This is a genomic window from Pseudoalteromonas sp. NZS71_1 (assembly GCF_015864305.1).
Classification (GTDB): Bacteria; Pseudomonadota; Gammaproteobacteria; order Enterobacterales; family Alteromonadaceae; genus Pseudoalteromonas; species Pseudoalteromonas arctica.
In genome coordinates, this window is record NZ_JADYXM010000015.1 from 72,481 (window position 1) to 93,231 (window position 20,751).

23 protein-coding genes, 1 rRNA gene and 1 pseudogene are annotated in these 20,751 nt (G+C 39.6%); 10 read left to right on the forward strand and 15 right to left on the reverse strand.

The genetic code is table 11. The annotated features are described in order from the left end of the window. Positions 1 to 11 precede the first annotated feature (11 nt). Positions 12 to 320 carry a DUF2909 family protein gene (locus I6F43_RS20285; protein ID WP_076916441.1) on the forward strand — a complete coding sequence of 103 codons (309 nt, stop codon included), beginning with the start codon at positions 12 to 14 and terminating at the stop codon, positions 318 to 320. Here the strand turns inward: I6F43_RS20285 and I6F43_RS17255 are convergent. The 5 genes from I6F43_RS17255 to lexA form a co-directional block, all read right to left on the reverse strand. Further along, the gene (locus tag I6F43_RS17255) at positions 223 to 1,098 is read right to left on the reverse strand and encodes a cytochrome c oxidase subunit 3 (protein ID WP_024594298.1); all 876 of its coding nucleotides are present in this window, start codon (positions 1,096 to 1,098) and stop codon (positions 223 to 225) included. The genes I6F43_RS20285 and I6F43_RS17255 overlap by 98 nt on opposite strands. 35 nt (positions 1,099 to 1,133) lie before the next feature. Further along, the gene (locus tag I6F43_RS17260; protein WP_002959612.1) at positions 1,134 to 1,664 is read right to left on the reverse strand and encodes a cytochrome c oxidase assembly protein; all 531 of its coding nucleotides are present in this window, start codon (positions 1,662 to 1,664) and stop codon (positions 1,134 to 1,136) included. After that, a complete protein-coding gene (gene ctaD / locus I6F43_RS17265; protein WP_007584944.1) occupies positions 1,664 to 3,256 on the reverse strand; it encodes a cytochrome c oxidase subunit I in 1,593 nt (530 codons plus the stop codon). The genes I6F43_RS17260 and ctaD overlap by 1 nt, the downstream gene beginning before the upstream one ends. After that, positions 3,256 to 4,398 carry a cytochrome c oxidase subunit II gene (gene coxB, locus I6F43_RS17270; protein ID WP_024594300.1) on the reverse strand — a complete coding sequence of 381 codons (1,143 nt, stop codon included), beginning with the start codon at positions 4,396 to 4,398 and terminating at the stop codon, positions 3,256 to 3,258. The genes ctaD and coxB overlap by 1 nt, the downstream gene beginning before the upstream one ends. A 483-nt stretch (positions 4,399 to 4,881) precedes the next feature. Then, on the reverse strand, positions 4,882 to 5,499 hold the full coding sequence (gene lexA, locus I6F43_RS17275; protein WP_007584941.1) for a transcriptional repressor LexA: 618 nt from the start codon (positions 5,497 to 5,499) through the stop codon (positions 4,882 to 4,884). A gap of 167 nt (positions 5,500 to 5,666) precedes the next feature. On the opposite strand from lexA, the gene I6F43_RS17280 reads away from it, so the two are divergent. Beyond that, on the forward strand, positions 5,667 to 6,107 hold the full coding sequence (locus I6F43_RS17280) for a PaaI family thioesterase (protein WP_197103308.1): 441 nt from the start codon (positions 5,667 to 5,669) through the stop codon (positions 6,105 to 6,107). Here I6F43_RS17280 and I6F43_RS17285 read toward each other — a convergent pair whose 3' ends face one another. After that, the gene (locus I6F43_RS17285) at positions 6,108 to 6,488 is read right to left on the reverse strand and encodes a hypothetical protein (protein WP_008138697.1); all 381 of its coding nucleotides are present in this window, start codon (positions 6,486 to 6,488) and stop codon (positions 6,108 to 6,110) included. It lies immediately after the preceding gene. A gap of 313 nt (positions 6,489 to 6,801) precedes the next feature. Here I6F43_RS17285 and I6F43_RS17290 point away from each other — a divergent pair, with 313 nt between their 5' ends. Continuing rightward, positions 6,802 to 7,527 carry a membrane protein gene (locus I6F43_RS17290; RefSeq protein ID WP_024591693.1) on the forward strand — a complete coding sequence of 242 codons (726 nt, stop codon included), beginning with the start codon at positions 6,802 to 6,804 and terminating at the stop codon, positions 7,525 to 7,527. A 75-nt stretch (positions 7,528 to 7,602) separates the two neighbouring features. On the opposite strand, the gene I6F43_RS17295 is transcribed toward I6F43_RS17290, so the two are convergent. Further along, positions 7,603 to 7,923: a chaperone modulator CbpM gene (locus I6F43_RS17295; RefSeq protein WP_007584937.1), complete on the reverse strand. Its 321-nt coding sequence runs from the start codon at positions 7,921 to 7,923 to the stop codon at positions 7,603 to 7,605. Continuing rightward, positions 7,923 to 8,891: a DnaJ C-terminal domain-containing protein gene (locus tag I6F43_RS17300; protein ID WP_007584935.1), complete on the reverse strand. Its 969-nt coding sequence runs from the start codon at positions 8,889 to 8,891 to the stop codon at positions 7,923 to 7,925. The genes I6F43_RS17295 and I6F43_RS17300 overlap by 1 nt, the downstream gene beginning before the upstream one ends. 231 nt (positions 8,892 to 9,122) lie before the next feature. Between I6F43_RS17300 and I6F43_RS17305 the strand changes: the two genes are divergently transcribed. From I6F43_RS17305 to I6F43_RS17315, 3 genes are all read left to right on the forward strand, one after another. After that, entirely contained in the window at positions 9,123 to 9,776 is a 654-nt protein-coding gene (locus tag I6F43_RS17305) for an endonuclease (RefSeq protein ID WP_029751433.1), read from the forward strand. A 99-nt stretch (positions 9,777 to 9,875) separates the two neighbouring features. Continuing rightward, positions 9,876 to 11,495: a S41 family peptidase gene (locus I6F43_RS17310; protein ID WP_101163181.1), complete on the forward strand. Its 1,620-nt coding sequence runs from the start codon at positions 9,876 to 9,878 to the stop codon at positions 11,493 to 11,495. After that, on the forward strand, positions 11,495 to 11,866 hold the full coding sequence (locus I6F43_RS17315) for a hypothetical protein (protein WP_002959634.1): 372 nt from the start codon (positions 11,495 to 11,497) through the stop codon (positions 11,864 to 11,866). The genes I6F43_RS17310 and I6F43_RS17315 overlap by 1 nt, the downstream gene beginning before the upstream one ends. Before the next feature lie 80 nt (positions 11,867 to 11,946). Here I6F43_RS17315 and hmpA read toward each other — a convergent pair whose 3' ends face one another. Genes hmpA through I6F43_RS17330 form a run of 3 tightly spaced genes read right to left on the reverse strand, consistent with a single transcriptional unit; the run spans position 11,947 to position 14,650 of the window. Next, a complete protein-coding gene (gene hmpA, locus I6F43_RS17320; RefSeq protein ID WP_197103310.1) occupies positions 11,947 to 13,128 on the reverse strand; it encodes an NO-inducible flavohemoprotein in 1,182 nt (393 codons plus the stop codon). A 20-nt stretch (positions 13,129 to 13,148) separates the two neighbouring features. Continuing rightward, on the reverse strand, positions 13,149 to 14,381 hold the full coding sequence (locus I6F43_RS17325) for an NnrS family protein (protein WP_197103312.1): 1,233 nt from the start codon (positions 14,379 to 14,381) through the stop codon (positions 13,149 to 13,151). Beyond that, positions 14,381 to 14,650: a hypothetical protein gene (locus I6F43_RS17330; RefSeq protein WP_007584928.1), complete on the reverse strand. Its 270-nt coding sequence runs from the start codon at positions 14,648 to 14,650 to the stop codon at positions 14,381 to 14,383. Before I6F43_RS17330 ends, I6F43_RS17325 begins: the two co-directional genes overlap by 1 nt. Before the next feature lie 160 nt (positions 14,651 to 14,810). Between I6F43_RS17330 and norR the strand changes: the two genes are divergently transcribed. Continuing rightward, on the forward strand, positions 14,811 to 16,367 hold the full coding sequence (gene norR / locus I6F43_RS17335; RefSeq protein ID WP_197103314.1) for a nitric oxide reductase transcriptional regulator NorR: 1,557 nt from the start codon (positions 14,811 to 14,813) through the stop codon (positions 16,365 to 16,367). A 32-nt stretch (positions 16,368 to 16,399) separates the two neighbouring features. Here norR and I6F43_RS17340 read toward each other — a convergent pair whose 3' ends face one another. Further along, complete coding sequence (locus I6F43_RS17340; protein ID WP_024591698.1) at positions 16,400 to 17,299, reverse strand: LysR family transcriptional regulator; 900 nt, start codon at positions 17,297 to 17,299, stop codon at positions 16,400 to 16,402. Between the two features lie 119 nt (positions 17,300 to 17,418). Between I6F43_RS17340 and I6F43_RS17345 the strand changes: the two genes are divergently transcribed. Beyond that, the gene (locus I6F43_RS17345; RefSeq protein ID WP_007584922.1) at positions 17,419 to 17,985 is read left to right on the forward strand and encodes an NADPH-dependent FMN reductase; all 567 of its coding nucleotides are present in this window, start codon (positions 17,419 to 17,421) and stop codon (positions 17,983 to 17,985) included. A 21-nt stretch (positions 17,986 to 18,006) separates the two neighbouring features. Here the strand turns inward: I6F43_RS17345 and I6F43_RS17350 are convergent, their stop codons facing one another. Continuing rightward, complete coding sequence (locus I6F43_RS17350; RefSeq protein ID WP_101216100.1) at positions 18,007 to 18,447, reverse strand: tellurite resistance TerB family protein; 441 nt, start codon at positions 18,445 to 18,447, stop codon at positions 18,007 to 18,009. A 99-nt stretch (positions 18,448 to 18,546) separates the two neighbouring features. Here I6F43_RS17350 and I6F43_RS17355 point away from each other — a divergent pair, with 99 nt between their 5' ends. Continuing rightward, a complete protein-coding gene (locus tag I6F43_RS17355) occupies positions 18,547 to 18,927 on the forward strand; it encodes a hypothetical protein (RefSeq protein ID WP_024591701.1) in 381 nt (126 codons plus the stop codon). 2 nt (positions 18,928 to 18,929) lie between these two features. Here I6F43_RS17355 and I6F43_RS17360 read toward each other — a convergent pair whose 3' ends face one another. Further along, positions 18,930 to 19,523 carry a hypothetical protein gene (locus I6F43_RS17360; protein ID WP_101216101.1) on the reverse strand — a complete coding sequence of 198 codons (594 nt, stop codon included), beginning with the start codon at positions 19,521 to 19,523 and terminating at the stop codon, positions 18,930 to 18,932. 189 nt (positions 19,524 to 19,712) lie between these two features. Here I6F43_RS17360 and I6F43_RS17365 point away from each other — a divergent pair. Further along, positions 19,713 to 20,003: pseudogene (locus I6F43_RS17365) on the forward strand (DapH/DapD/GlmU-related protein); the annotation flags it as partial. Between the two features lie 414 nt (positions 20,004 to 20,417). On the opposite strand, the gene rrf reads toward I6F43_RS17365, so the two are convergent. Further along, positions 20,418 to 20,532: ribosomal RNA gene (rrf, locus tag I6F43_RS17370) — 5S ribosomal RNA — on the reverse strand. Between the last annotated feature and the right edge of the window lie 219 nt (positions 20,533 to 20,751).

Below are 20,751 nucleotides of genomic sequence, written 5' to 3' on the forward strand. Positions count from 1 at the left end.
GGGTCAACTCAGTGATTATTAAAATTATTATCGTACTGTTGTTAATATTTATACTTTTTAACTTATTTAGAGCATTGTTTATTATGGTGTCAGGGAAAACAGGGGGACGACCTATGTCTCACTTTTTAGGTCGTCGCGTATTGTTTTCGGTCGTTGTTTTAGTTGTTGTTATTGCAGCGCTTAAACTTGGTTTTATTAAAGCAAATAATTCGCCAATAAACGCTACAGCACATATACAAATACAAACAAACACAGCCACACCACATCAACAAAGTGCCAATACCAAGCAGCTGCTTGAAAAGCAAAATGCTTATCTTTAGTAAAGTGCCCTTTTAATATCCGTAAAAATATTACAAATAAAAGTACCGTTCCTAGCGTTACATGCATGCCATGAAAACCAGTCAATAAAAAAAACGTATTACCGTAAATACCCGCATCTAGCGTTAGGTTAAGGTCATTATATGCATGCATGTACTCCTCAACTTGCAGCCCTAAAAAGCAAACGCCCAATAAAATAGTAGCGCCTAAAAAAACTTTAAGTGGAGTGCGTTTATTGTTTTCCATCGCTACGTGGGCAAAATGTAAAGTAACTGAGGAAGTAAGCAGTATTAAGGTATTTATAAGCGGTAAGCCTTGCCAGCCCATAGCTTGAGTAGTTTCGCCAGCAGGTGTTGAAACTAGCGGCCAAACGGCTTCAAAAGTAGGCCATAAAACCTCGTTAGTCATTGCATTATTGCCTGCGCCTCCAAGCCAAGGTACCGACAATACGCGTGCATAAAAAAGCGCACCAAAAAAGGCCATAAAAAACATAACTTCAGAAAAAATAAACCAGCTCATACCTTGTCTAAAAGAGCGATCCATTTGTGCTGAGTACAAACCTTGGTCCGATTCATTAATTACATTTTTAAACCAGCTAAACAACATATACACAAGTACAGCAATACCGGCATAAAGCAGATAAACCCCGCTACCACCTTCTTTACCTACACTCATAACAGTCAAGCCTGCCCCTACTGCAATAAAAAACAATGCAACAGCACCTACAATAGGCCATGGGCTTTGCTCAGGTACGTAATAATGCTCATATTCTTGATTCATTTTATTTACTCCTAGTTTCACACTAGTTTAAAAAGCTAGTTGTTACTTGCCACCAGCTGTTCACTAATATCAAATACGGTATAAGATAAAGTTAATTCTTCAATATCGCTCGGCAGTGCGGTATCAACATAAAAAAGTAATTTAAATTCAAGTTCTTCCCCTGCTTTTAGAGGTTGCTGATCAAAGCAAAAACAGGCTATTTTGTGTAAATACTTTGCCGCTTTACCTGGTGAGACTGATGGTACAGCCTGCATTACTTTATCTAGGTTGCTGTTATTTTTAGCACTAAACATTACTTCACGCATTGCACCGGGTTTTACCACTACACTGTATTCTTTTGATTTAACTTCAAACGGTGCACCACTTTGTGCGTGAGTAGTAAAGCTAACGCCGACTTCTCGGTTTTGTACTATTTGTGTACTTTGCTCTGCCTGCTCAAGCGAAGGTTTTCCATTAAGCCCTGTTACATCACAAAACACGTCATACAAAGGTACTAAAGCAAAGGCAAAGGCAAACATGCCTATGCAAATAAGTACCAAACGTTTGAGTAGCGGTGCGTGTGTCATTACTTAATTACCGGCGGCGTAGAAAAAGTATGATATGGCGCTGGAGAGTCAACTTCCCACTCAAGCCCTTCTGCCCCTTCCCATACTTTTGCAGGCACTTTATCACCGCCACGCGCGCATTTAATTACCACAGCTACAAACAACAATTGCGATAAACCAAAGGCAAATCCACCAATACTTATGATTGCGTTAAAGTCGGCAAATTGAAGTGCATAATCGGGAATTCGACGCGGCATACCGGCAAGCCCTACAAAATGCATAGGAAAAAACAATACGTTCACACTCACCAGCGATAGCCAAAAATGCCATTTAGCTAGCGTGATATTAAACATATTGCCCGTCCACTTGGGCAGCCAGTAATAGGCCCCCGCCATTATCGAAAATACAGCCCCTGTTACTAATACATAATGAAAATGCGCCACTACAAAATAAGTATCGTGGTACTGAAAGTCAGCAGGTGTAATTGCCAGCATCAACCCCGAAAAGCCACCTAAGGTAAACAGCACAATAAACGCAATACTAAAAAGCATTGGCACTTCAAAAGTTATTGAGCCTTTCCACATTGTGGCAACCCAATTAAATACTTTTACTCCTGTAGGTACCGATATAAGCATGGTCGCGTACATAAAAAACAACTCGCCAGCGACCGGCATCCCAGTGGTAAACATATGATGAGCCCATACAATAAAGCTCAATAGTGCTATGGAGGATGTGGCGTATACCATTGAGGCATAGCCAAAAAGTTTTTTACGAGAAAAGGTAGGTACTATTGTAGATATAATGCCAAAGGCAGGAAGAATCATTATGTATACTTCGGGATGACCAAAAAACCAAAAAATGTGTTGGAACATCACCGGGTCGCCACCGCCTGCGGCATCAAAAAAGCTGGTCGCAAAATACTTATCGGTAAGTACCATAGTGACAGCTCCTGCAAGCACTGGCATTACCGCTATTAATAAAAAGGCAGTAATTAACCACGTCCATACAAATAAGGGCAACTTCATCCATGTCATGCCGGGAGCACGTAAGTTCACTATAGTTACAATCACATTGATTGCGCCCATTATTGAGCTAATCCCCATAATATGTACGGCAAATACAAACAATGCAGTATTGTCATTACTGTATGTTGTAGACAGTGGTGCATAAAAAGTCCAACCAAATGCAGGACCCCCACCAGGCATAAATAACGATGCCAATAGGATTAAAAACGCAAACGGTAAAATCCAAAAGCTCCAGTTATTCATTCTTGGCAATGCCATATCTGGCGCGCCAATCATGAGTGGTATCATCCAGTTAGCAAGGCCTGTAAAGGCCGGCATAACCGCACCAAACACCATAATTAAACCATGCACTGTGGTCATTTGATTAAAAAAGTGAGGATCGACCAACTGTAAACCTGGTTGAAATAATTCAGCTCTGATCACCATGGCCATTCCACCACCAATTAAGAACATGGTCAGCGAAAAAATTAAATATAAACTACCTATATCTTTATGATTAGTTGTGTAAAGCCAGCGTTTAAAACCTTTAGCTGGGTGATGAGCATGATGAGCTTCATTGGCGTTAGGTTGTTCTACTATGCTACTCATTAGTTCGCCTCCACTTTGGCATCAAGTGCTGCCTGTATTTGACTCGGTTGAATAACATCACCCGTATCATTACCCCACGCATTACGTTTATAAGTAATAACCGCTGCTAATTGCTTTATAGATAACTGTTTGGCAAATGCTTGCATTGCCGTACCGGGTCGCCCATGGATAACTACATCAATGTGATCTTTTATATCGCCAAGCACTATAGGGCTGCCTTTAAGTGCAGGAAATACACCCGGTAACCCCATGCCAGTAGGCTGATGACATGCAGCACAATTGGCCATATATACTTGTTCGCCTAAAGTCATTAATTCTTCTTTTGGGAGGGTTTTATCAAGTAATGCGGCATCTGCTAATGCTGCTTTTTGTTTAGCTTGCTTTGCATCTGCAAGCCACGTTTTAAAATCAGCCTCAGATTTAGCGACCACCACAACGGGCATAAAGCCATGATCTTTACCACACAACTCAGCACATTGGCCTCGGTAAGTACCTTCTTCGTTTATGTTCGTCCATGTTTCGTTTATAAAGCCGGGATTCGCATCTTTTTTAACTGCAAAATCAGGTACCCACCAAGAGTGAATAACATCGTCAGAAGTCATTAAAAATCGTACTTTTTGATTTATTGGCAGTACGAGAGGTTTATCAACCTCAAGTAAGTAGTTAGGATTTTTATCTGCAAGATTCGCTATTTCATCTTGCGGGGTAGATAAAATAGAGTAGAACTCTACATCTTCACCCATATATTCATAATGCCATTTCCATTGCGAGCCTGTAATTTTAATAGTGAGATCAGCTTTGCTGGCATCTTCCATTGCAATTAGGGTTTTAGTGGCTGGTACTGCCATAGCAATTAAAATAACAAACGGGATTGCAGTCCAAAGTATTTCTACTTTAGTGCTTTCGTGAAATTGGGCAGGTACAGCCCCTTTAGATTTACGGTGATGAATAAGTGCCCAAAACATAATTGCGAACACTATCACCCCAATCACACAACATATTATAAATATGGTCATGTGCAGCTGATATACATTATTGCTTATATCGGTTACGCCTTTGCGCATATTGTATTGGCTGTTAGCCAAAACTGGGTGCGAAAAAACACATAATATAAGCCACAAGGTAGAGGTCAGTTTACCCATGTGACGGCTCCTTTGATGCTATTGCGAATGCAAAGCGAAGAGGCATACGGCTTAAACGCCAATTCGTTATTTTTATTTTTTTAGTCAATCTCATTTAATATTGATTGGTTTTGCTGCGCCAACAACGGGTTTGTGTATATTGTGTGTTCTCAAAACTAAAAAGCTGTGAGTTATTATTAGCTCAGCACATTAATAATTAGCTAAAAAATGAACAACAAGCAAGTTTTAGTATAAAAAACAATCAGGTGATATTGAGTAATTAATAAAAAATCAGTAACCAACTAGGTAACAGTAAGTTCAAAAGATGAGCAAAACAAAGGGGTTTAACGTATTCGGAGGGGGAAAATATAAGTGCAAAAAAGTTTACAGCTTAAATTGTCAGTGAGCTATTTATGCCCTATTTTTAGTGCGAATTTAAAACAAAAAATGCGTACTAATTAGTACGCATTTATAAAACTGCTTGTTTAAAAGCTATTTTTAAAGTCACATCCAATCAGCGTTTCTTATAACGCCAACGGCTAAGCCTTCAATATTAAAAGACTCATTCTCAAGATCTACTTCAATAGATTCAAAATCGTCGTTTTCAGCATGAAGTAATACTTTACGACCCGCTTTCTCAAGACGTTTTACAGTTACGTCTTCGTCTAGGCGGGCAACAACAACTTGCCCATTTTCAGCGGTTTGAGTACGATGTACAGCAAGTAAATCACCATCCATAATACCAATATCTTTCATGCTCATACCGTTAACGCGTAGTAAAAAATCTGCAGCCGGTTTAAACATTAATGGATCGATTTTGCAGTGACTTTCAACGTGCTCTTGCGCCAAAATAGGTGAACCAGCAGCAACACGCCCTATAAGCGGTAAACCTAATTGTTCTGGCTCTTCTTCTTCAATTAACTGAATACCACGGCTTGCACCTGGTTTCATTTTAATTGCGCCTTTTTTAGCAAGTGCTTTTAAATGTTCTTCAGCAGCATTGGCACTTTTAAAACCTAATGTTTGCGCTATTTCAGCACGTGTAGGAGGCATACCAGTGTCTTTAATAAAAACTTTAATTAGTTCGAGTATTTGAGCTTGGCGGTTCGTTAATGGTCGCATACAACTGGTTTTCCATACAGTACATTTAACTGTGAGTATATACAGTTAAATAAAAATCGCAAATTTAAATTAAGCCTTAAAATAGCCAAAGTAATTTCACTTGTGTACATTTTAGGGATATAACTAAAGCTAGGTTTATAAATGATTAAAAAAGCAAAGGAGTCATTATGAGTATTTGGTACCAGCCCATCACTTTAGAGCTGTGCAAGCAGTTAGAACAAGGCATTGATGGCCAAGGAACATTAATGAAAACCATGGGAATAGAAGTCACTGAAATTGGTGATAATTACTTAGTAGCCACTATGCCGGCAATTCCTGAGCATCATAACCCAATGGGCATGGTTCACGGCGGTGCTAACGTTGTACTTGCCGAAACAGTTGCCAGCTATGCAGCTAACTTTGTTGTCGATTTTACAAAATTTTACTGCGTGGGGCAGGAAATTAGCGCAAGTCATTTAAAAGCATCTCGCAACGACACTTTAACAGCAACGGCAAGAGCGTTTCATATTGGCAAACGTAGTTCAGTGTGGGAAATAAAAATTACAAATAGCCGCAATGAGCTGTGCTGCGTATCAAAAATGACCGCAGCAGTCGTAGAGCGAAGATAGTTACTTTTCGATTGGGTAAATTGTAATTTCCATACCCGCACCAATCGCAGATATACGTAGTAATGTATCTGCATCTAAGGCTTGATTAAAGCACTTAGGGGAAGTGCCCGATTCAAAACCAATATCAAACGTTCTACGTGAACAGCTTAACCATTGCTTTAGCGCGTTACGCGAACACGATTCAATAAGCTCACATATATGGTTTATTGCTTTGTCAGGCGTGTTTACTACACCTGTTGCTTCAATACGCGCTAATTGACGGTATTCGTCTTTGTCATAATGTAAAATCGTCGCGACTTTTTTCAAGTCTGCCACTAGCAAACTAATATCTTGCTTTGATTCAAGCTCAAGATCTACATTTAAAAATTGAATTTCCGACATCGTTTCGTATTTATCCTCTAATAATTTCATTGCAAACTTTAACGCAGTTTTACCGTTATACCAAATCAACTATGCTCTATTAACCACTTTATATAGATATTTCGCAGCTTTTAAGTATTTTTTAGCGTTTAAAGCTAGCTGGATATCAAACACTCAGCTCAATTAAACAAATAATTCATGTTAGCAATTTAAGTGTAATCTTTTTTATTTTTAAATGATTACAGTAAGCTATAGTTTAAACTGCGACAAAATGTCGCAGTAACTAATCCCATTAATGTAATAAACTAGCCTCTAAAAATAATAAGACTAAAACATGAATAAAAAAATATTTAAGTATGCTCGCAAGTTACATAAATGGCTCGGTTATTTGCTCACATTACAAATTTTAGCTTGGCTATTAGGCGGTTTAGTCATGAGCGCTATTCCTCTTGATAAAGTTCATGGGGAGCATCTTGCAACACGTACTCTTAATAACCCATTTACGCAGGCTGATTATGTTGCCTCCCTTAACGATATTGCATCTCAGGTGGTTAATCCAACACAAATAATTTTTGAGAACTTTTTAACCACACCTATAATTACAGTAATAAATAAAGATGAACAGCAAAGCTTTAACGGTATAACAGGCCGACCTTTTGAGCCGCCAACTAAAATACAAATTACCGCAAATGCTAAAGCACACTTACTTATTGATGCTCAAGTGACAAGCGCTGTACTGCTAAAGCAAGGTATGCGAGAAGTTGGATATAAAACCAATGTTTGGCAGGTACAATTTGACGACACATTTAACACAACACTGTACTTGTCAGAAAATAACGGCAGAGTTGTCACCGTTCGCAGCACACTATGGCGAATTTTCGACTTTTTTTGGATGTTACATATTATGGATTACGATGAGCGAGAGGATTTTAATAATCCGCTGCTTATTAGTTTTGCAGCAACCAGCGTACTTTTTTGCCTAAGTGGAATATTACTACTTATGCAAAACATACGACTAAAACGATTTATCCGAATTAAAAGTAAGAATAAATCAAAGTAGTCATATTGGTTTTTAAGAACTAGCGCACTCTCACCAAAGACTAAATAAGCCCTAGGAAGTACCCAAGGGCAGATTTTATTCCAAGTGTTTAAATCGACTCAAATGTCGCTTTAACATTTCGTTTTCGAAAATCAACTCATCACGCTCATCCAGCAATTGTAAAACTAAAGCTATTGCCGACCAATCTAACGAAAAGTCATGTTGAATACGGGCCGCTTTTTTAACTAAGGTCACTGCCGATACCGTAAATTGCCACTGCGTAACATGCTTCCCCTCAATTGGAACCGCAATATTGTGCTCAACTAGCTCATATAAAATTGCTTCGCTAATATCACTACTCAAACATAGCTCTTTGCTAGTAAGTAAATCATCTTTTTGTGTCACGATAATTTGCATTATGGCTTGCTCCAGTTATTACGGGGATCAAAGTGAGCTTTTTCGGCTAATTCTTCCCAAAGTTTTTTACTGGTATCATCAACAGATGTTGGATTAACAATTTTAAGCACAGCAAATAAATCACCTTTGGCTTTTTTACTCATTAATCCCTTACCTTTAATACGCAAGCGTTGACCAGACTGACTATTAGATGGAATAGTTAATTGGATTTTGCCTGCCAACGTAGGTAAATTTATTTTTGTACCAAGAGCCGCTTCCCATGGTGCAAGAGGGACGACTATATTTAGGTTATGACCTTCAACATCAAATAATGGGTGGGGCACTAAACTAATTTGTAAGTACAAATCGCCATTTTGCCCGTTCGCTGACCCTAATCCGCCTTGCCCTTTTAGTCGAATTCGTTCGCCATTTACTGAACCTGCGGGAATTTTCACTTTAAGTGATTTTTTAATTTCAGAGACACGACCACTACTATCTCGCTGCGGTAACATAAACTCAACAGGCTTAACGGTATCAACTAAAGTCTCTTCAAGAAAAATCGGGAACTCTATTTCCACATCTTGTCCTTTTTGCGCGCGAGCGGCGTTACTTCTGCTCTGCCCGGAACGATTGAATCCACCGGCGCCGCCAAACATTGAATTAACAAAATCAGAAAACTCTTGATCGGTTTGAGGATCGCTTTGCTGATAATTACTTTGCGATGAGGCATTGTTACCACCATAATTACCTTGCTGTTGACGAGCACGATTTTGTTGATGACGACGTAACTCGTCGTATTTAGTGCGTTCTTCTTTGTTATGAATGACTTCGTAAGCTTCTGCTATTTCTTTAAACTTATCTTCTGCTTGAGGCTCTTTGCTTACATCTGGGTGATATTTTCTGGCTAATTTTTTATAAGCTACTTTAACCGCTTTATCGTCTGCATCAGGCGATATTCCGAGCACTGCATAATAATCAACAAATTTCATTTGCAATCCAAATCCCCATATTGAGTAAGCTTTAAGCATACTCCTTAACGTATAATCTTGTGTGGTTAAAATACGATAAATAGTAAGAAATAAATGAATAGTGAAAATAACTTTGAATAAAAAATTAATCGGACACTTTTTAGTAATATAAGTGCAGGCCTTAAGTTAACTTTATCTTTTATCTTCAAGGCTTTAAACTGCCTGTTCCTGTAGTTCACATTTGTGATGGATATGACTCGATTTATTCTGGCCTTACTGGCTTGCTGTGTGTGTTTTTCGGTATCTGCCGAACAATTTACCCGTTTTTCAACGGCTAAAAGACATTTAATTAAAACCCTCCCTGACAACGCCAAAAGTATTTACTGCGGTTGTGATATTAAAAAAGAAGGCAAAAAACTCATTCCTGATCCTTCTAACTGTGGTTACATTCCTCGAAATACACTTACCCGCTCAGGCAAAGTAAATGTGCGAGCACTACGCATTGAGTGGGAACATATTGTTCCGGCGTGGGAATTTGGTCATCAGCTACAATGTTGGCAAGATGGCGGACGTAAAAACTGCCGTAAAGTAAGTGCTAAATTTAGAAAAATGGAAGCTGATATAAATAACTTAGCGCCAGCTATTGGCGAAATTAATGCCGATCGCTCTAATTATCGTTTTGGCATGCTTAGCGAAAACGCCACACAGTATGGTCGCTGCGAAGTAAAAGTAAACTTTAAGCAACGTGTAGTTGAACCGCCTGTCTATGCACGTAAACGTATAGCCGACACTTACGCTTACATGCAGAAAACATACGGTTTAAAAATCTCTGATAAACAGCAAAAGTTATTTAATGCGTGGAAAAAGCAAGCATTTGCAGATACAAGTAGTGCGAGCAAGCTCTAAGCTTTAACACTCATTTACATAAATCAAAGTTATAAATGTTGAATAAACGAGCGAGTGTTGTAATATTTTAAACAACTTATTTACAGAAAGTCCTTAACTATGTTTAAAAATAATAAAACCTCGCTTGCCATTTTTGCAGCACTTTCGGGCTTTGCTTTAACGGGTTGTGGCGGCGGAGGCGGTATCGACTCTGCTCCTGTAGTTACCACGCCTATAGTTACAACACCTGTTAGTAGCAGCCCAACATGGACAGCGGCGGTATTTGAGCCCTCTAACGATTTAAAAAACTTTTGCGAAATCCCTCGTACGGGTAACGATCCCTTTAATAACAACAACCCCTACCCAGATCAAGCGGGTTCTGCCCTTTATGAAAAGCTTTGGCTTCGCTCTTGGAGCGACGAAACATACCTTTGGTATGATGAGATTGCCGATAACGACCCTGAAAGCTTTGCCACAGTAGCCGATTATTTTGCCCAATTAAAAACAGAGCAGCTTACCGACTCAGGTGCAAAAAAAGATAACTTTCATTTTTCAGAACCTACTGAAGATTACTTTCAAGAAGCGCAATCGGGCGTTACTTCTGGTTACGGTATAAATTGGGCGTTTATTGGCGATACAGCCGATCGTATTTTACGCGTTGCTTATCTTGAAGATGATTCGCCTGCAAGCCAAATAGGCTTTCAACGTGGTGATACCGTACTTTCAGTTGACGGTGTTAGCATTAATACCAATACAGAGTCGGGTGTAGATACGCTTAACGAAGGTTTATTTAGTCCTACTAACGGCGACTCACATACTATTGTTGTACGCAGTAACGATGGCGCCGAAAAAACATTTAATGTAACCGCTGGTAATATTGAACAAACACCTGTTCAAAATGTTAAAACGATTACAACCGCAAATGGTTCAAGCGTGGGTTACATGCAATTTAATAGCCATATAAGCATTGCCCAAGAAGGGCTTATTGATGCGGTAAATAAGTTTAAAACCGATGGTATTGATGAGCTTGTAATCGACTTTAGATATAACGGTGGTGGTTTATTAGCACTGTCGGCACAATTAGCTTATATGGTTGCCGGTAATGCCAACGTTAACAACCGCTTTTATTATCAAACTCAACAAAACGATAAACAACCCGTTGATTCGCCCTTCCCATTTATTGATGAAGAAATAGATTACTCTACTTTTTTTAGCACAGGTGAAAACCTACCTGATTTAAACCTATCAAAGGTTTATGTATTAAGCACATCAGGCACCTGTTCGGCATCAGAAGCTTTTATTAATGGTTTAAAAGGTATAGACGCAGAAGTTATTTTAATTGGCGACACAACCTGCGGTAAGCCCTATGGCTTTACCCCAACTCATAACTGCGCAACAACCTATTACACTATTCAGTTTAGTGGCGTAAATAGCAAAGGATTTGGCGAATACGCTGCGGGGTTTACACCAACCCCTACTCCACAATTTGATGCTGATGTTCAAGGTTGTGAAATTGAGGACGACTTTGATCATCAGTTAGGCGACAGTGACGAGGCCGTTTTAGCCACCGCATTATTTCATGTTGAAAATGGCAGTTGTCCAGTTAGAACGGCTGCTGCAAAAGCAGAACCAGCTAATTTTTCAAGCTCTCGTGAATCTCTCATTCCTTTAAATATGCCGGTACAATTTACCCAGCGTAATATGGACTTAACTTGGCCAACGCTGGGTGAGGAAAGGTAATGGCTAAATTATTACTCCCATTAGCCACCTTGCTCGCTTTAGGCGGATGCCAAAGTGTAGATAGTGAGCCTGCTAAACCCGCTATATTAACGAGCGTTAATCCCAGCGTTATTACAACACTACAACAGGCAATTCAACAAGCTAAGGGAGGCACATTAGTAACACTTGCCGATTCGGTATTTACTAAACGTAGCGAACTGCTAATTGATCATGCAATGAGTAAAGGGTCTGATGGCAGAGTAATTATGGGCGCGCATAATATAAAATCTGAGAAGTTTATTTTGCAACTACGTAATAACCAATGCGAGCTTTACTATCCTAAAAAAGAGCTTACTACAGTACTTGAAGGTGTTACCTGTAAAGAGTTATAAGGCACTTTATTAATGTTTATAAATTAATAAAAAAGGCGCGCAGCATATCGCTGCGCGCCTTTTTCTATTTTAAAGCGTTATTACAAGTCTTGATGCGGACCAAACACTTCATAATGAATCTGCTCGTTTTTAACACCTAACTCAAGTAACTGGTTTTTTATAAATGCCATAAAACCGGCAGGACCACATAAGTAAAAGTCACCATTACTCAATGGTAGCTGTGCTTGTACTGCGTTTAGGTTCATTAACCCAGTAAAGTCAGCGCCCTCTGTCGCTTGGTTAAACCACGTCATTGTTTGTAAGCGGTTATAAACTGCATTTAACTCATTTAAATATTTTGAAAACGAATGCTGCTGAGTATTTTCGCAGGCATGTAAATACATAATCTCTTGATTAGAGTTATCGCTTAATAACGTTTCAAGCATAGCCAGCATTGGCGTTTGCCCAACACCTGCTGAAATGAGTACCGCTGGACTTGTATTATTACGTAAAAAGAAGTCTCCTGCCGGCGGGTATAGCTCAACAATAGTGCCTTGCTCTAATGAGTGTAAATAATTAGACACCATGCCAGGCTTTGGCTGTAGCTCTTTTTTAACACTAATACGGTAGTTTTTAGCGTTACTTTTTTGTGAAATAGAATACTGGCGAATTTCTTCATATTCAGCGCCCTCTGGCTTAACTTTAATACCTAAATACTGCCCTGGTTTATGTGTAATAACAGCTTCGCCATCAACTGGCGTAAGTGTAAAACTCGTTACTAGTTCTGATTCAGCCTGTTTGTTGGTTATTTCAAATTGGCGAGTTCCCGCCCAACCACCGTGTTTATTTTTACTGTGCTCATACAAAGCAGCTTCTTCGGTTATACAAATATCAGCAAGTACGCCGTAAGCTTCGCGCCAAGCGTATTCAACATCGGGAGTAAATTGCTCAGGAATAAGCTCTTTTAAAGTACCAATTAAATGCGCACCTACAATAGGGTAATGCTCAGGTAAAATATTCAAGCTTGTATGCTTATGATTAATACGTGTTAGCGCTTCTTTTAATACGGCTAAATTATCAATATTTTGTGCATACGCAGCCAATGCATTAAAAAGTGCAAATTGCTGACGACCTGTATCTTGATTCGCCATATTAAAAATATTTTTAAGCTCAGGATTATGGCTAAATAAACGCTTATAAAAATGATCGGTAACAACCGTACCCGCCTCTGCTAATAACGGAACTGTGCTTTTTACAATCTCAATGGTTTTATCAGATAACATATGTGTTTCCTATGGATGAACTAACCACGACGCCCATCAACACGACGCCGCGTTAATATAGGTGTGCAGTGAATTAAAAATAATGAAAAAGCCACTAACCACAGCACAGCACTTATTTGCCAAGCAAGGTGAGGCCCAATAATAAAAGGGAGTAATGAACGAGTAATAGCGGCCACAAGCAAAAACGCAAAAGCAACAGCCATGTAATGAGGAATAGCGAGTGTACGCCCTGTATGACCATGTGATACACGCGTCATCATTGCTAAAATCATCATACCTATTGTGCCAATAGTGATTAAGTGCAGCGCATCTTTAAATTGTATTGCACTGCTATAAAAGCTAAATGCAACCATCATTAACCCTACGCCTAACGCTAAGTAGGAAAAATGTAAAGACCATAACAACGGCACTCTCAATACCTTGCTATCCCACCAAAAACCAGCCCTGACCAGGTGAAGCGCAGCAACAGTTGCAACAACTAACGCAGGATTAATCGTGTTCAAAAACAACTTGTTGATGAAAAATAAAGTGATAGCCAAAATAGATAAATACATCACCGCTTTATCTATTTTAGGAGTGCGAACTTGTGCGGTTAAACCTAGAGCTTTAGCGGTAAAAAATGGTAAAACGCGACCCGCAACAATGCCAACTAGTAAAGTAATGACCAGTACTGCGGTATCAACCACACCAAGTGCAAGCTGCATGTTGTGTTTTAAAACAAGTATTAAATACAATACATTGAGCCCACAAAGCACAGCTAAAATAGCTAAAAACGGATAGTTACTTTTGCTATTGGCTTTTAATAACATATTAGCCAGTACTGCTATGGCGCCTAGCCACCAAATAACTTGTAATGTAAGTGCAGCATATAAATTAAAATGAGCGATATCAGGCAATATCACAAAAAAGGCTAAGCGCGCTGCAAGCCATATAAACGTAAGCCACATAAGGGCTTTCCCACTTATGCTCGGTACGCCTGTCCATGTTTGTGCAGCGGTAAGTAAAAAGCCAACAGCTACAACTCCTGCAAAGCCAAACAGCATTTCGTGCGCGTGCCATAATGTCGCAGGTATCGATGAGTGCCAACTTGCATGGCCTGTTAAAATAAGTAGCCAATACCCCACCGACAAAAATGCCAATAAGCCACCGCCTAAAAAGAAAGGTCTAAAAGCGAGCATCCATAATGGCCATTGAGATACTTGATGAATAGCAACGCGTGCTGGCATTGGCTCAGTTAAGTTTATAGGGCGCATTATCGTACCTCCTGCCCTAAACCATGTTGTGCAACACAGCGCAGTACGTAACTTACTTTTAAAATAGCAGCAATAACAATAGTCCCAATATGAGCTGATACTTGCACCGCCATGGAAAAGTACTCAGCAAACGGGTAGCTAATTAAAATACTTGCCGTAATACACACTAAACTCACAGCTAATGCAGTATTGGCAGCAAATAATACTGTTTCGTATAGTGAACTAAACTGTGTTTGATTATTTAAATTATTCAGCATTAGTGTGTTCATGGCGATCTCTGTAACTAACTACGTTACTTAGCTATTACACATACTGTGCCAACAAATTTAATTAATTAAATTCAATAAGTTAAATTAAACCACTTTACAGTATGAGTCTTTATGACCTACTATAAATTAACTCATAAAAACTCGAATAGGTCATTTTGACATGAATCAGCAATTCAACCTTACACAAGTTGCTCTAGAGCTTGCTCAAAGTACACTACACGAGCATAGCTTTGATCAATTACTAGCAACGGTTGAGCGGGTGATTCCTAGTGATGCAAGTGCGTTATTAGTGCTTCAGGGCGAGCAATTAAAACCACTGGCAATTAAAGGGTTAATGTCCGACAGCCTTGGCAGACGATTTAAAATAGTAGAACACCCTCGCCTAGAAGCTATTTGCAAAAGCACACTCGCGCTACAATTTGCGCACGACTGCCCGCTACCCGATCCATACGACGGATTACTATTAGCTAAAACCGGCGACATACCGGTACATGCATGTTTAGGCTTACCTCTTTATGATAAAAACGCGCTACTTGGCGTACTTACGTTTGATAGCCTTAACGCTAATGCATTTAACAGCATAAGCGCTGATACACTCAATACCTTACAAACGCTGTGTAGTGCGCATTTTAAAACAGCTTTAGAGCTTGCCCATTACAAACAGCATGCACAGCACTCAAGTGCATTAGTGCAAGAACTAAATCGTGAAGCGTTAACACGGGACGGCGGTGAAATTATTGGTCAAAGTCCGCTAATGCAAACACTTAAAAACGAAATTAAACTCGTTGCAGCATCTAACTTTAGCGTGCTTATATTAGGTGAAACAGGGGTAGGAAAAGAACTTGTTGCACGTAATATTCACTTAAATTCAGCTCGAAAAGATCAACCGCTTATTCACTTAAATTGTGCATCACTTCCTGAAAACCTCGCCGAAAGTGAATTTTTTGGTCATGCAAAAGGGGCTTTTACAGGCGCACAAAATTCGCGCCAAGGTAAATTTCAATTAGCTGATGGCGGCACGTTATTTTTAGATGAAATAGGCGAACTACCCCTGGCCATGCAAAGTAAACTATTACGAGTGCTACAAAGTGGCGAAATACAAACGGTAGGAGAAGACACGCCAAAGTACGTAGATGTACGCGTCGTTGCCGCAACCAACAGAAATTTAAAAGAAGAAGTAGCTCAAGGTCGCTTTAGAGCCGATTTATACCATCGCCTCAGTGTCTACCCTATTACTGTGCCACCACTTAGTAAACGCGAGCACGACATAACACTCTTAGCTGGTTATTTTATTGAGCAAACAGCCCGTAAATTAGGGATAAAACAATTAAAACTAAGCCCTGAAGCGCAAGTACTGCTTAATCAGTACAACTGGCCAGGTAACGTTCGCGAGCTTGAACATGTCATTAGCCGCAGCGCCCTAAAAGCAAAACAAAGCCAATGGCAAAATCCAATAATAACCATTACAAGCGAGCACTGTGATTTAACCCCGAGTGCGCCGCAAAACTCTCTAGTATCAAGCCAAATTACAACCAACACCTTAATCAACCAACCTTTAAAGCAAGCTGTAGAATCGTTGCAATACAACGTAATTACTGAGCAATTAAAGAAGCATAACTACAACTGGTCAGCAGCAGCAAGAGTACTTGAATTAGATAGAGCTAACTTAGTACGCTTGGCTAAACGCCTAGGCATAGAAGTAAAAAAAACACTATAATCATTTAAAACACAGCTAAAATGCTGCTAAAACTATTGATTAGCAGCTAACTTACTAAAGTGTGTTTTTAACAACCCTGCAAAAGCTTGTACTTTAGCAGTGCGATGCACTAAGTGATGCGTGACTAACCACACATCGGTAGGCCAGCTTAACTCACTGTGTAATATAGGTACTAAATCAGAATATTGCGCCGCTACGTCATGCTGTAATCCGCCAATGCCAAGCCCTTTAATTATTGCACGAGTCGCTTCTGCGGTTTCAGATACTCGCAGCTTAATTTGCGATGCAGGAATATTTTCATCAGCCCATGCAAAATAAGGCACGCGGGCATTAAAACCCGCCACACCCGATACAAAATTATGTTGTTGTAAATCACTTAATAATCTAGGCATGCCGTATTTATTAATGTAACGTTTATTAGCGTATAAACCCGATGAAAGCTGCGCCAAATGCTGAGCAATATAATCGCCCTCATCAGGTCTTGGGCCTGCACGCACTGCAATATGTGCTTGTCCGTGATCGAGCCTTAATCTTTTTTGTTCTAAAATAACTTCTAACTGCACTTGTGGATGTAGCGCCTGAAATTGCTCACATACATCACCAAGTACATCCATAAAACCACTTACCGTCGTTAGTAATAAACTCCCTCTAAGGGTGCTATCGGCTGCTGCTATATCGTTATGTAACTGCTCTAAGGAGCTATGGATAGTTTGTGCTGTTGCAAATAACTTGGTGCCAATTTCAGTAACCTTGTAACCACGGGCATGGCGATGAAAAAGGCGTGCATTTAAGTTTTTTTCAAGATTATTAATTCGCCTAAGTACTGTGCTGTGGTGCACATTAAGCTCTTCTGCTGCCGCCGTTAACGTGCCTAATCGTGCTACTTCAAACGCTACTTTAACGTCTTGCCAATCTTCAAATTTTATCGCCATGCTGTTTACCTTATACTTATGTGCATTTACGCACATAAGTGTTGCGTTTATTGGGGTTTTCTACAAGTAAAATTTTGCTACATTAGCGTTGTAAGTTTAAACACTAAAAGGTCACTAGCATGTCAGCACCAAAAATTATCGCCCTAGCAGGAAGTCTTCGACAAGAAAGCTTTAATCAAAAAATTATTAATGAGGCAGCACGTTTTGCTCTACAAACAGGTGCTGAAGTAGAAGTAATAAAACTAAACGAATTAAACATCCCACTATTTAACGAAGATATTGAAGCGCAAGGTACACCAAGCGATGTACAGCTTTTAAAAGACAAGCTACGTGCAGCTGACGGTATTTTACTAGCAAGCCCAGAGTACAACGGCTCTATAACTGCAGCACTTAAAAATGCGATTGATTGGGCATCGCGCACAGAGCAAGGTGCTGTTCCTGCTTTTCGTAATAAAGTAGTGGCGCTGTTTTCAGCATCACCAGGTGGACTTGGTGGGTTACGCGGTTTAAATCATGTACGTGATATATTAAGTGGTATTGGATCGTTAGTGCTTGCCGATCAACTTGCAGTACCCGCTGTACACACATTGTTTGATGAAAATGGGCAAATTAATGAACCTGTTACTGCAGAGCGAGTATCGGCGCTTGCTCATCAGTTAGTAAGCGTTGCAAGTAAGTTAAGATAACTTGCACGCCTAAATAACTAATTACTTTGTCGCCGCGAGTTTTGCGGCGATAAAATCGGTATGCGTTACATATAAAAGCCCTGCTACTTTACGTATTACGTAGTCTTCTTGGGGATCTATTTCTCCATCGGCATACGCTAAGCGCCATAATAATTCTATTATTTCTATTCGCTGCGCCGCGCTGCAATGCTCATTAATCTGTTTTGAAAACTGAAAGTAATCTATCGAATCATCTAAGCTACTTTCCGCGTTATTAGTAAGCTCATTAACCTCAATATCTGTTAAATTAAAATACTTTTTTAAGGTTACAGTCAGGGTTCGTTGTTCATCATGTTCAAGCTTGGTATCTGCACGCATAACTTCAATTAATAATGCAGCAACAGCTGTTTTTAAATCGTGCTCTTGCATACTTGGCTGCTGTTCATCGAATACAGCAAAAAGTTGTTTTATTTGTTTGAACATCACACTTTCCCTTTTTGGGTGTTAGACTAATACGTAAAGAAATCGACCTTATTACTTTTATTAATGGGTATAAAGTTCGCAAATTAAAGGATATATTTTATGAAAGGAATAAACGCACCACGCTTATTTATAGGCGCTACACTGGTGGCCCTTTCAAGTGCAAATACTGCACTTGCTGAAAAAGCCGAAACAGAGAAGCTCTACGACTTTGACAACAAAGTGCATTACTACCAAACAAAAATTGGCGAAGACAACTATAAAATAGAAATCCAGTCAGACGATTACAAACACTTTACCAATCAAAGTGTATTTTTATTACGCCATGCTGACCGTCTATGCCGCGGCAATACCTTTATGTTGAAAATACTTGAAGGCGTGCAAGAGTACGAGCGCTTTCCAACAAAACCACGTGCTTACCAACCAGATTTAAGTGTTTTACTACAATGCGAAACTAAAGAAGATACAAACAAGGGTAAGTAACCTTAGTCTTTATAACCCCAAGGTGCTGATGGTGGAGTAATCGGTTTAGTTAAATCAAAATCCACCTTAAACTCACGTCCTTGGCGAATTAATCGATAAGTAAATACTTCTGAGTAAATATACATTTGCCATGTATTACCTACAGACTGTGCAATGCCTTGTTTTACGAATAACTCTTTAGAGTATTGGTCTGCTGGAAACGACTGCATTTGCGCAAACCCTGCATCAAGCGTATGGCCACCATACATAGTTGATGCGTCGTCTGTTCCATCTTTATGACGATGATCGTGCTTTAAACTCAAGCCACTACCCGTTTTCGTTATGATCCACGTACGTGATGCATCGTCTCCTACATGAAACGGTACTTGTAACTCAGCCTCGCTACATTTACGTACATGCATAACCAGCTTTTTATCTGTAAATGAGCTTGGCCCTTTCGCGTTATCTACCGCTACTTCACCTTCAAAAGCTTTACCGCAATGCGCTGCAATACTATTAAAAAAGGCATCATGAGTAGGAATAGACACTAACGGTGCAGGGCTTGCAAAAGCTGTCGATGAAGCAACTATTAAAGTTGCTGCAGTTAATAATTTCATATGTTTCTCGTTATAGTTATTTTAAAACACCTGTAATAGTACAGTTTTCTTAAGTACTTTATTAGAAGTATCTATATAAAATTTAGAACAAGACAACTAGGTAAAACTTCTAAATAGCGATTAACGACTAAATATCTCAGCCTTCATTAACAATCCTACTTTTATAAATATTAATTACACCTCAACTAGCCACTGGCCAATTACTTAATCACCATGGGTGATGACTGCTTAATAGGCCCGAACGTTCAGCTTTTAGCTGTGTCACATGCTACTAATCCAGCAAAAAAGCTTAATAAGGAAAACTTTGCAGCGCCTATCGCGTTAGGCAATAACATATGGGTTGGCGCAGGTGTAATTATTTTAGCGGGTGTAAGCATTGGTGAAAATAGTATTGTGGGTGCGGGTGCTGTGGTTACTAAAAATGTAATGCCTAATACTGTAGTAGCAGGTAACCCAGCTCGTGAAATAAGAACACTGTAGCTATTCTCGATGTGATTTTAGCGTCGGGAGTCGCTACGCTCGCATCAGCGAGCACTTTAACTCGTTAAATTAAGTGAATTATTCACTAAGAGACGCTCCGCTATAGAGGAATACCTGAATCACTTTTTCTACAAGCATAAAAAAGCTCGAATCGTTAGATCCGGGCTTTCTACAATGTGAAGCTTGTGTAATGTCATAGTGCCCACAGCGGTAGAAAGTCACGTAGCAAATGCTAATTTATTGGCCGACTGAGATATTAAGGGATTTTGCTGTGATTTTAACGTCGGGAGTCGCTACGCTCGGCCGACCTACGTGATGTGTGTTGATGTGAGTGTGTGTTAATTGCGCGCATTTTACTTTTCTTCAGACGTAAAAAAGCCCGAATCGTTAGATTCGGGCTCTCTACAATTTGAAGCCTGGTAATGTCCTACTTTCACATAACAAATGCTACACTATCATCGGCGCTGTTTCGTTTCACTACTGAGTTCGGCATGGAATCAGGTGGGTCCAAAACGCTATTGTCACCAAGCAAATTTGGGCGTTAATTCGTATCGCTACGCACTAACTGAATTTGGAAAATATCTGATAATATTTTTTAAGTCTTTCTAAGTAATATCTACTTTAGTTATATTAACTTCTGTCTAAACTGTCGCATAAAACGCGTTTGGCGTTGTATGGTTAAGCCTCACGGGTAATTAGTACAAGTTAGCTTAATGGCTCACACCACTTCCACATCTTGCCTATCAAC

Coding starts and splice junctions, on each gene's coding strand:
- I6F43_RS17255 (WP_024594298.1), bottom strand. CDS start 1,098: ATGAATCAAGAATATGAGCATTATTACGTACCTGAGCAAAGCCCATGG.
- I6F43_RS17260 (WP_002959612.1), bottom strand. CDS start 1,664: ATGACACACGCACCGCTACTCAAACGTTTGGTACTTATTTGCATAGGC.
- ctaD (WP_007584944.1), bottom strand. CDS start 3,256: ATGAGTAGCATAGTAGAACAACCTAACGCCAATGAAGCTCATCATGCT.
- coxB (WP_024594300.1), bottom strand. CDS start 4,398: ATGGGTAAACTGACCTCTACCTTGTGGCTTATATTATGTGTTTTTTCG.
- lexA (WP_007584941.1), bottom strand. CDS start 5,499: ATGCGACCATTAACGAACCGCCAAGCTCAAATACTCGAACTAATTAAA.
- I6F43_RS17280 (WP_197103308.1), top strand. CDS start 5,667: ATGAGTATTTGGTACCAGCCCATCACTTTAGAGCTGTGCAAGCAGTTA.
- I6F43_RS17285 (WP_008138697.1), bottom strand. CDS start 6,488: ATGTCGGAAATTCAATTTTTAAATGTAGATCTTGAGCTTGAATCAAAG.
- I6F43_RS17290 (WP_024591693.1), top strand. CDS start 6,802: ATGAATAAAAAAATATTTAAGTATGCTCGCAAGTTACATAAATGGCTC.
- I6F43_RS17295 (WP_007584937.1), bottom strand. CDS start 7,923: ATGCAAATTATCGTGACACAAAAAGATGATTTACTTACTAGCAAAGAG.
- I6F43_RS17300 (WP_007584935.1), bottom strand. CDS start 8,891: ATGAAATTTGTTGATTATTATGCAGTGCTCGGAATATCGCCTGATGCA.
- I6F43_RS17305 (WP_029751433.1), top strand. CDS start 9,123: ATGACTCGATTTATTCTGGCCTTACTGGCTTGCTGTGTGTGTTTTTCG.
- I6F43_RS17310 (WP_101163181.1), top strand. CDS start 9,876: ATGTTTAAAAATAATAAAACCTCGCTTGCCATTTTTGCAGCACTTTCG.
- I6F43_RS17315 (WP_002959634.1), top strand. CDS start 11,495: ATGGCTAAATTATTACTCCCATTAGCCACCTTGCTCGCTTTAGGCGGA.
- hmpA (WP_197103310.1), bottom strand. CDS start 13,128: ATGTTATCTGATAAAACCATTGAGATTGTAAAAAGCACAGTTCCGTTA.
- I6F43_RS17325 (WP_197103312.1), bottom strand. CDS start 14,381: ATGCGCCCTATAAACTTAACTGAGCCAATGCCAGCACGCGTTGCTATT.
- I6F43_RS17330 (WP_007584928.1), bottom strand. CDS start 14,650: ATGAACACACTAATGCTGAATAATTTAAATAATCAAACACAGTTTAGT.
- norR (WP_197103314.1), top strand. CDS start 14,811: ATGAATCAGCAATTCAACCTTACACAAGTTGCTCTAGAGCTTGCTCAA.
- I6F43_RS17340 (WP_024591698.1), bottom strand. CDS start 17,299: ATGGCGATAAAATTTGAAGATTGGCAAGACGTTAAAGTAGCGTTTGAA.
- I6F43_RS17345 (WP_007584922.1), top strand. CDS start 17,419: ATGTCAGCACCAAAAATTATCGCCCTAGCAGGAAGTCTTCGACAAGAA.
- I6F43_RS17350 (WP_101216100.1), bottom strand. CDS start 18,447: ATGTTCAAACAAATAAAACAACTTTTTGCTGTATTCGATGAACAGCAG.
- I6F43_RS17355 (WP_024591701.1), top strand. CDS start 18,547: ATGAAAGGAATAAACGCACCACGCTTATTTATAGGCGCTACACTGGTG.
- I6F43_RS17360 (WP_101216101.1), bottom strand. CDS start 19,523: ATGAAATTATTAACTGCAGCAACTTTAATAGTTGCTTCATCGACAGCT.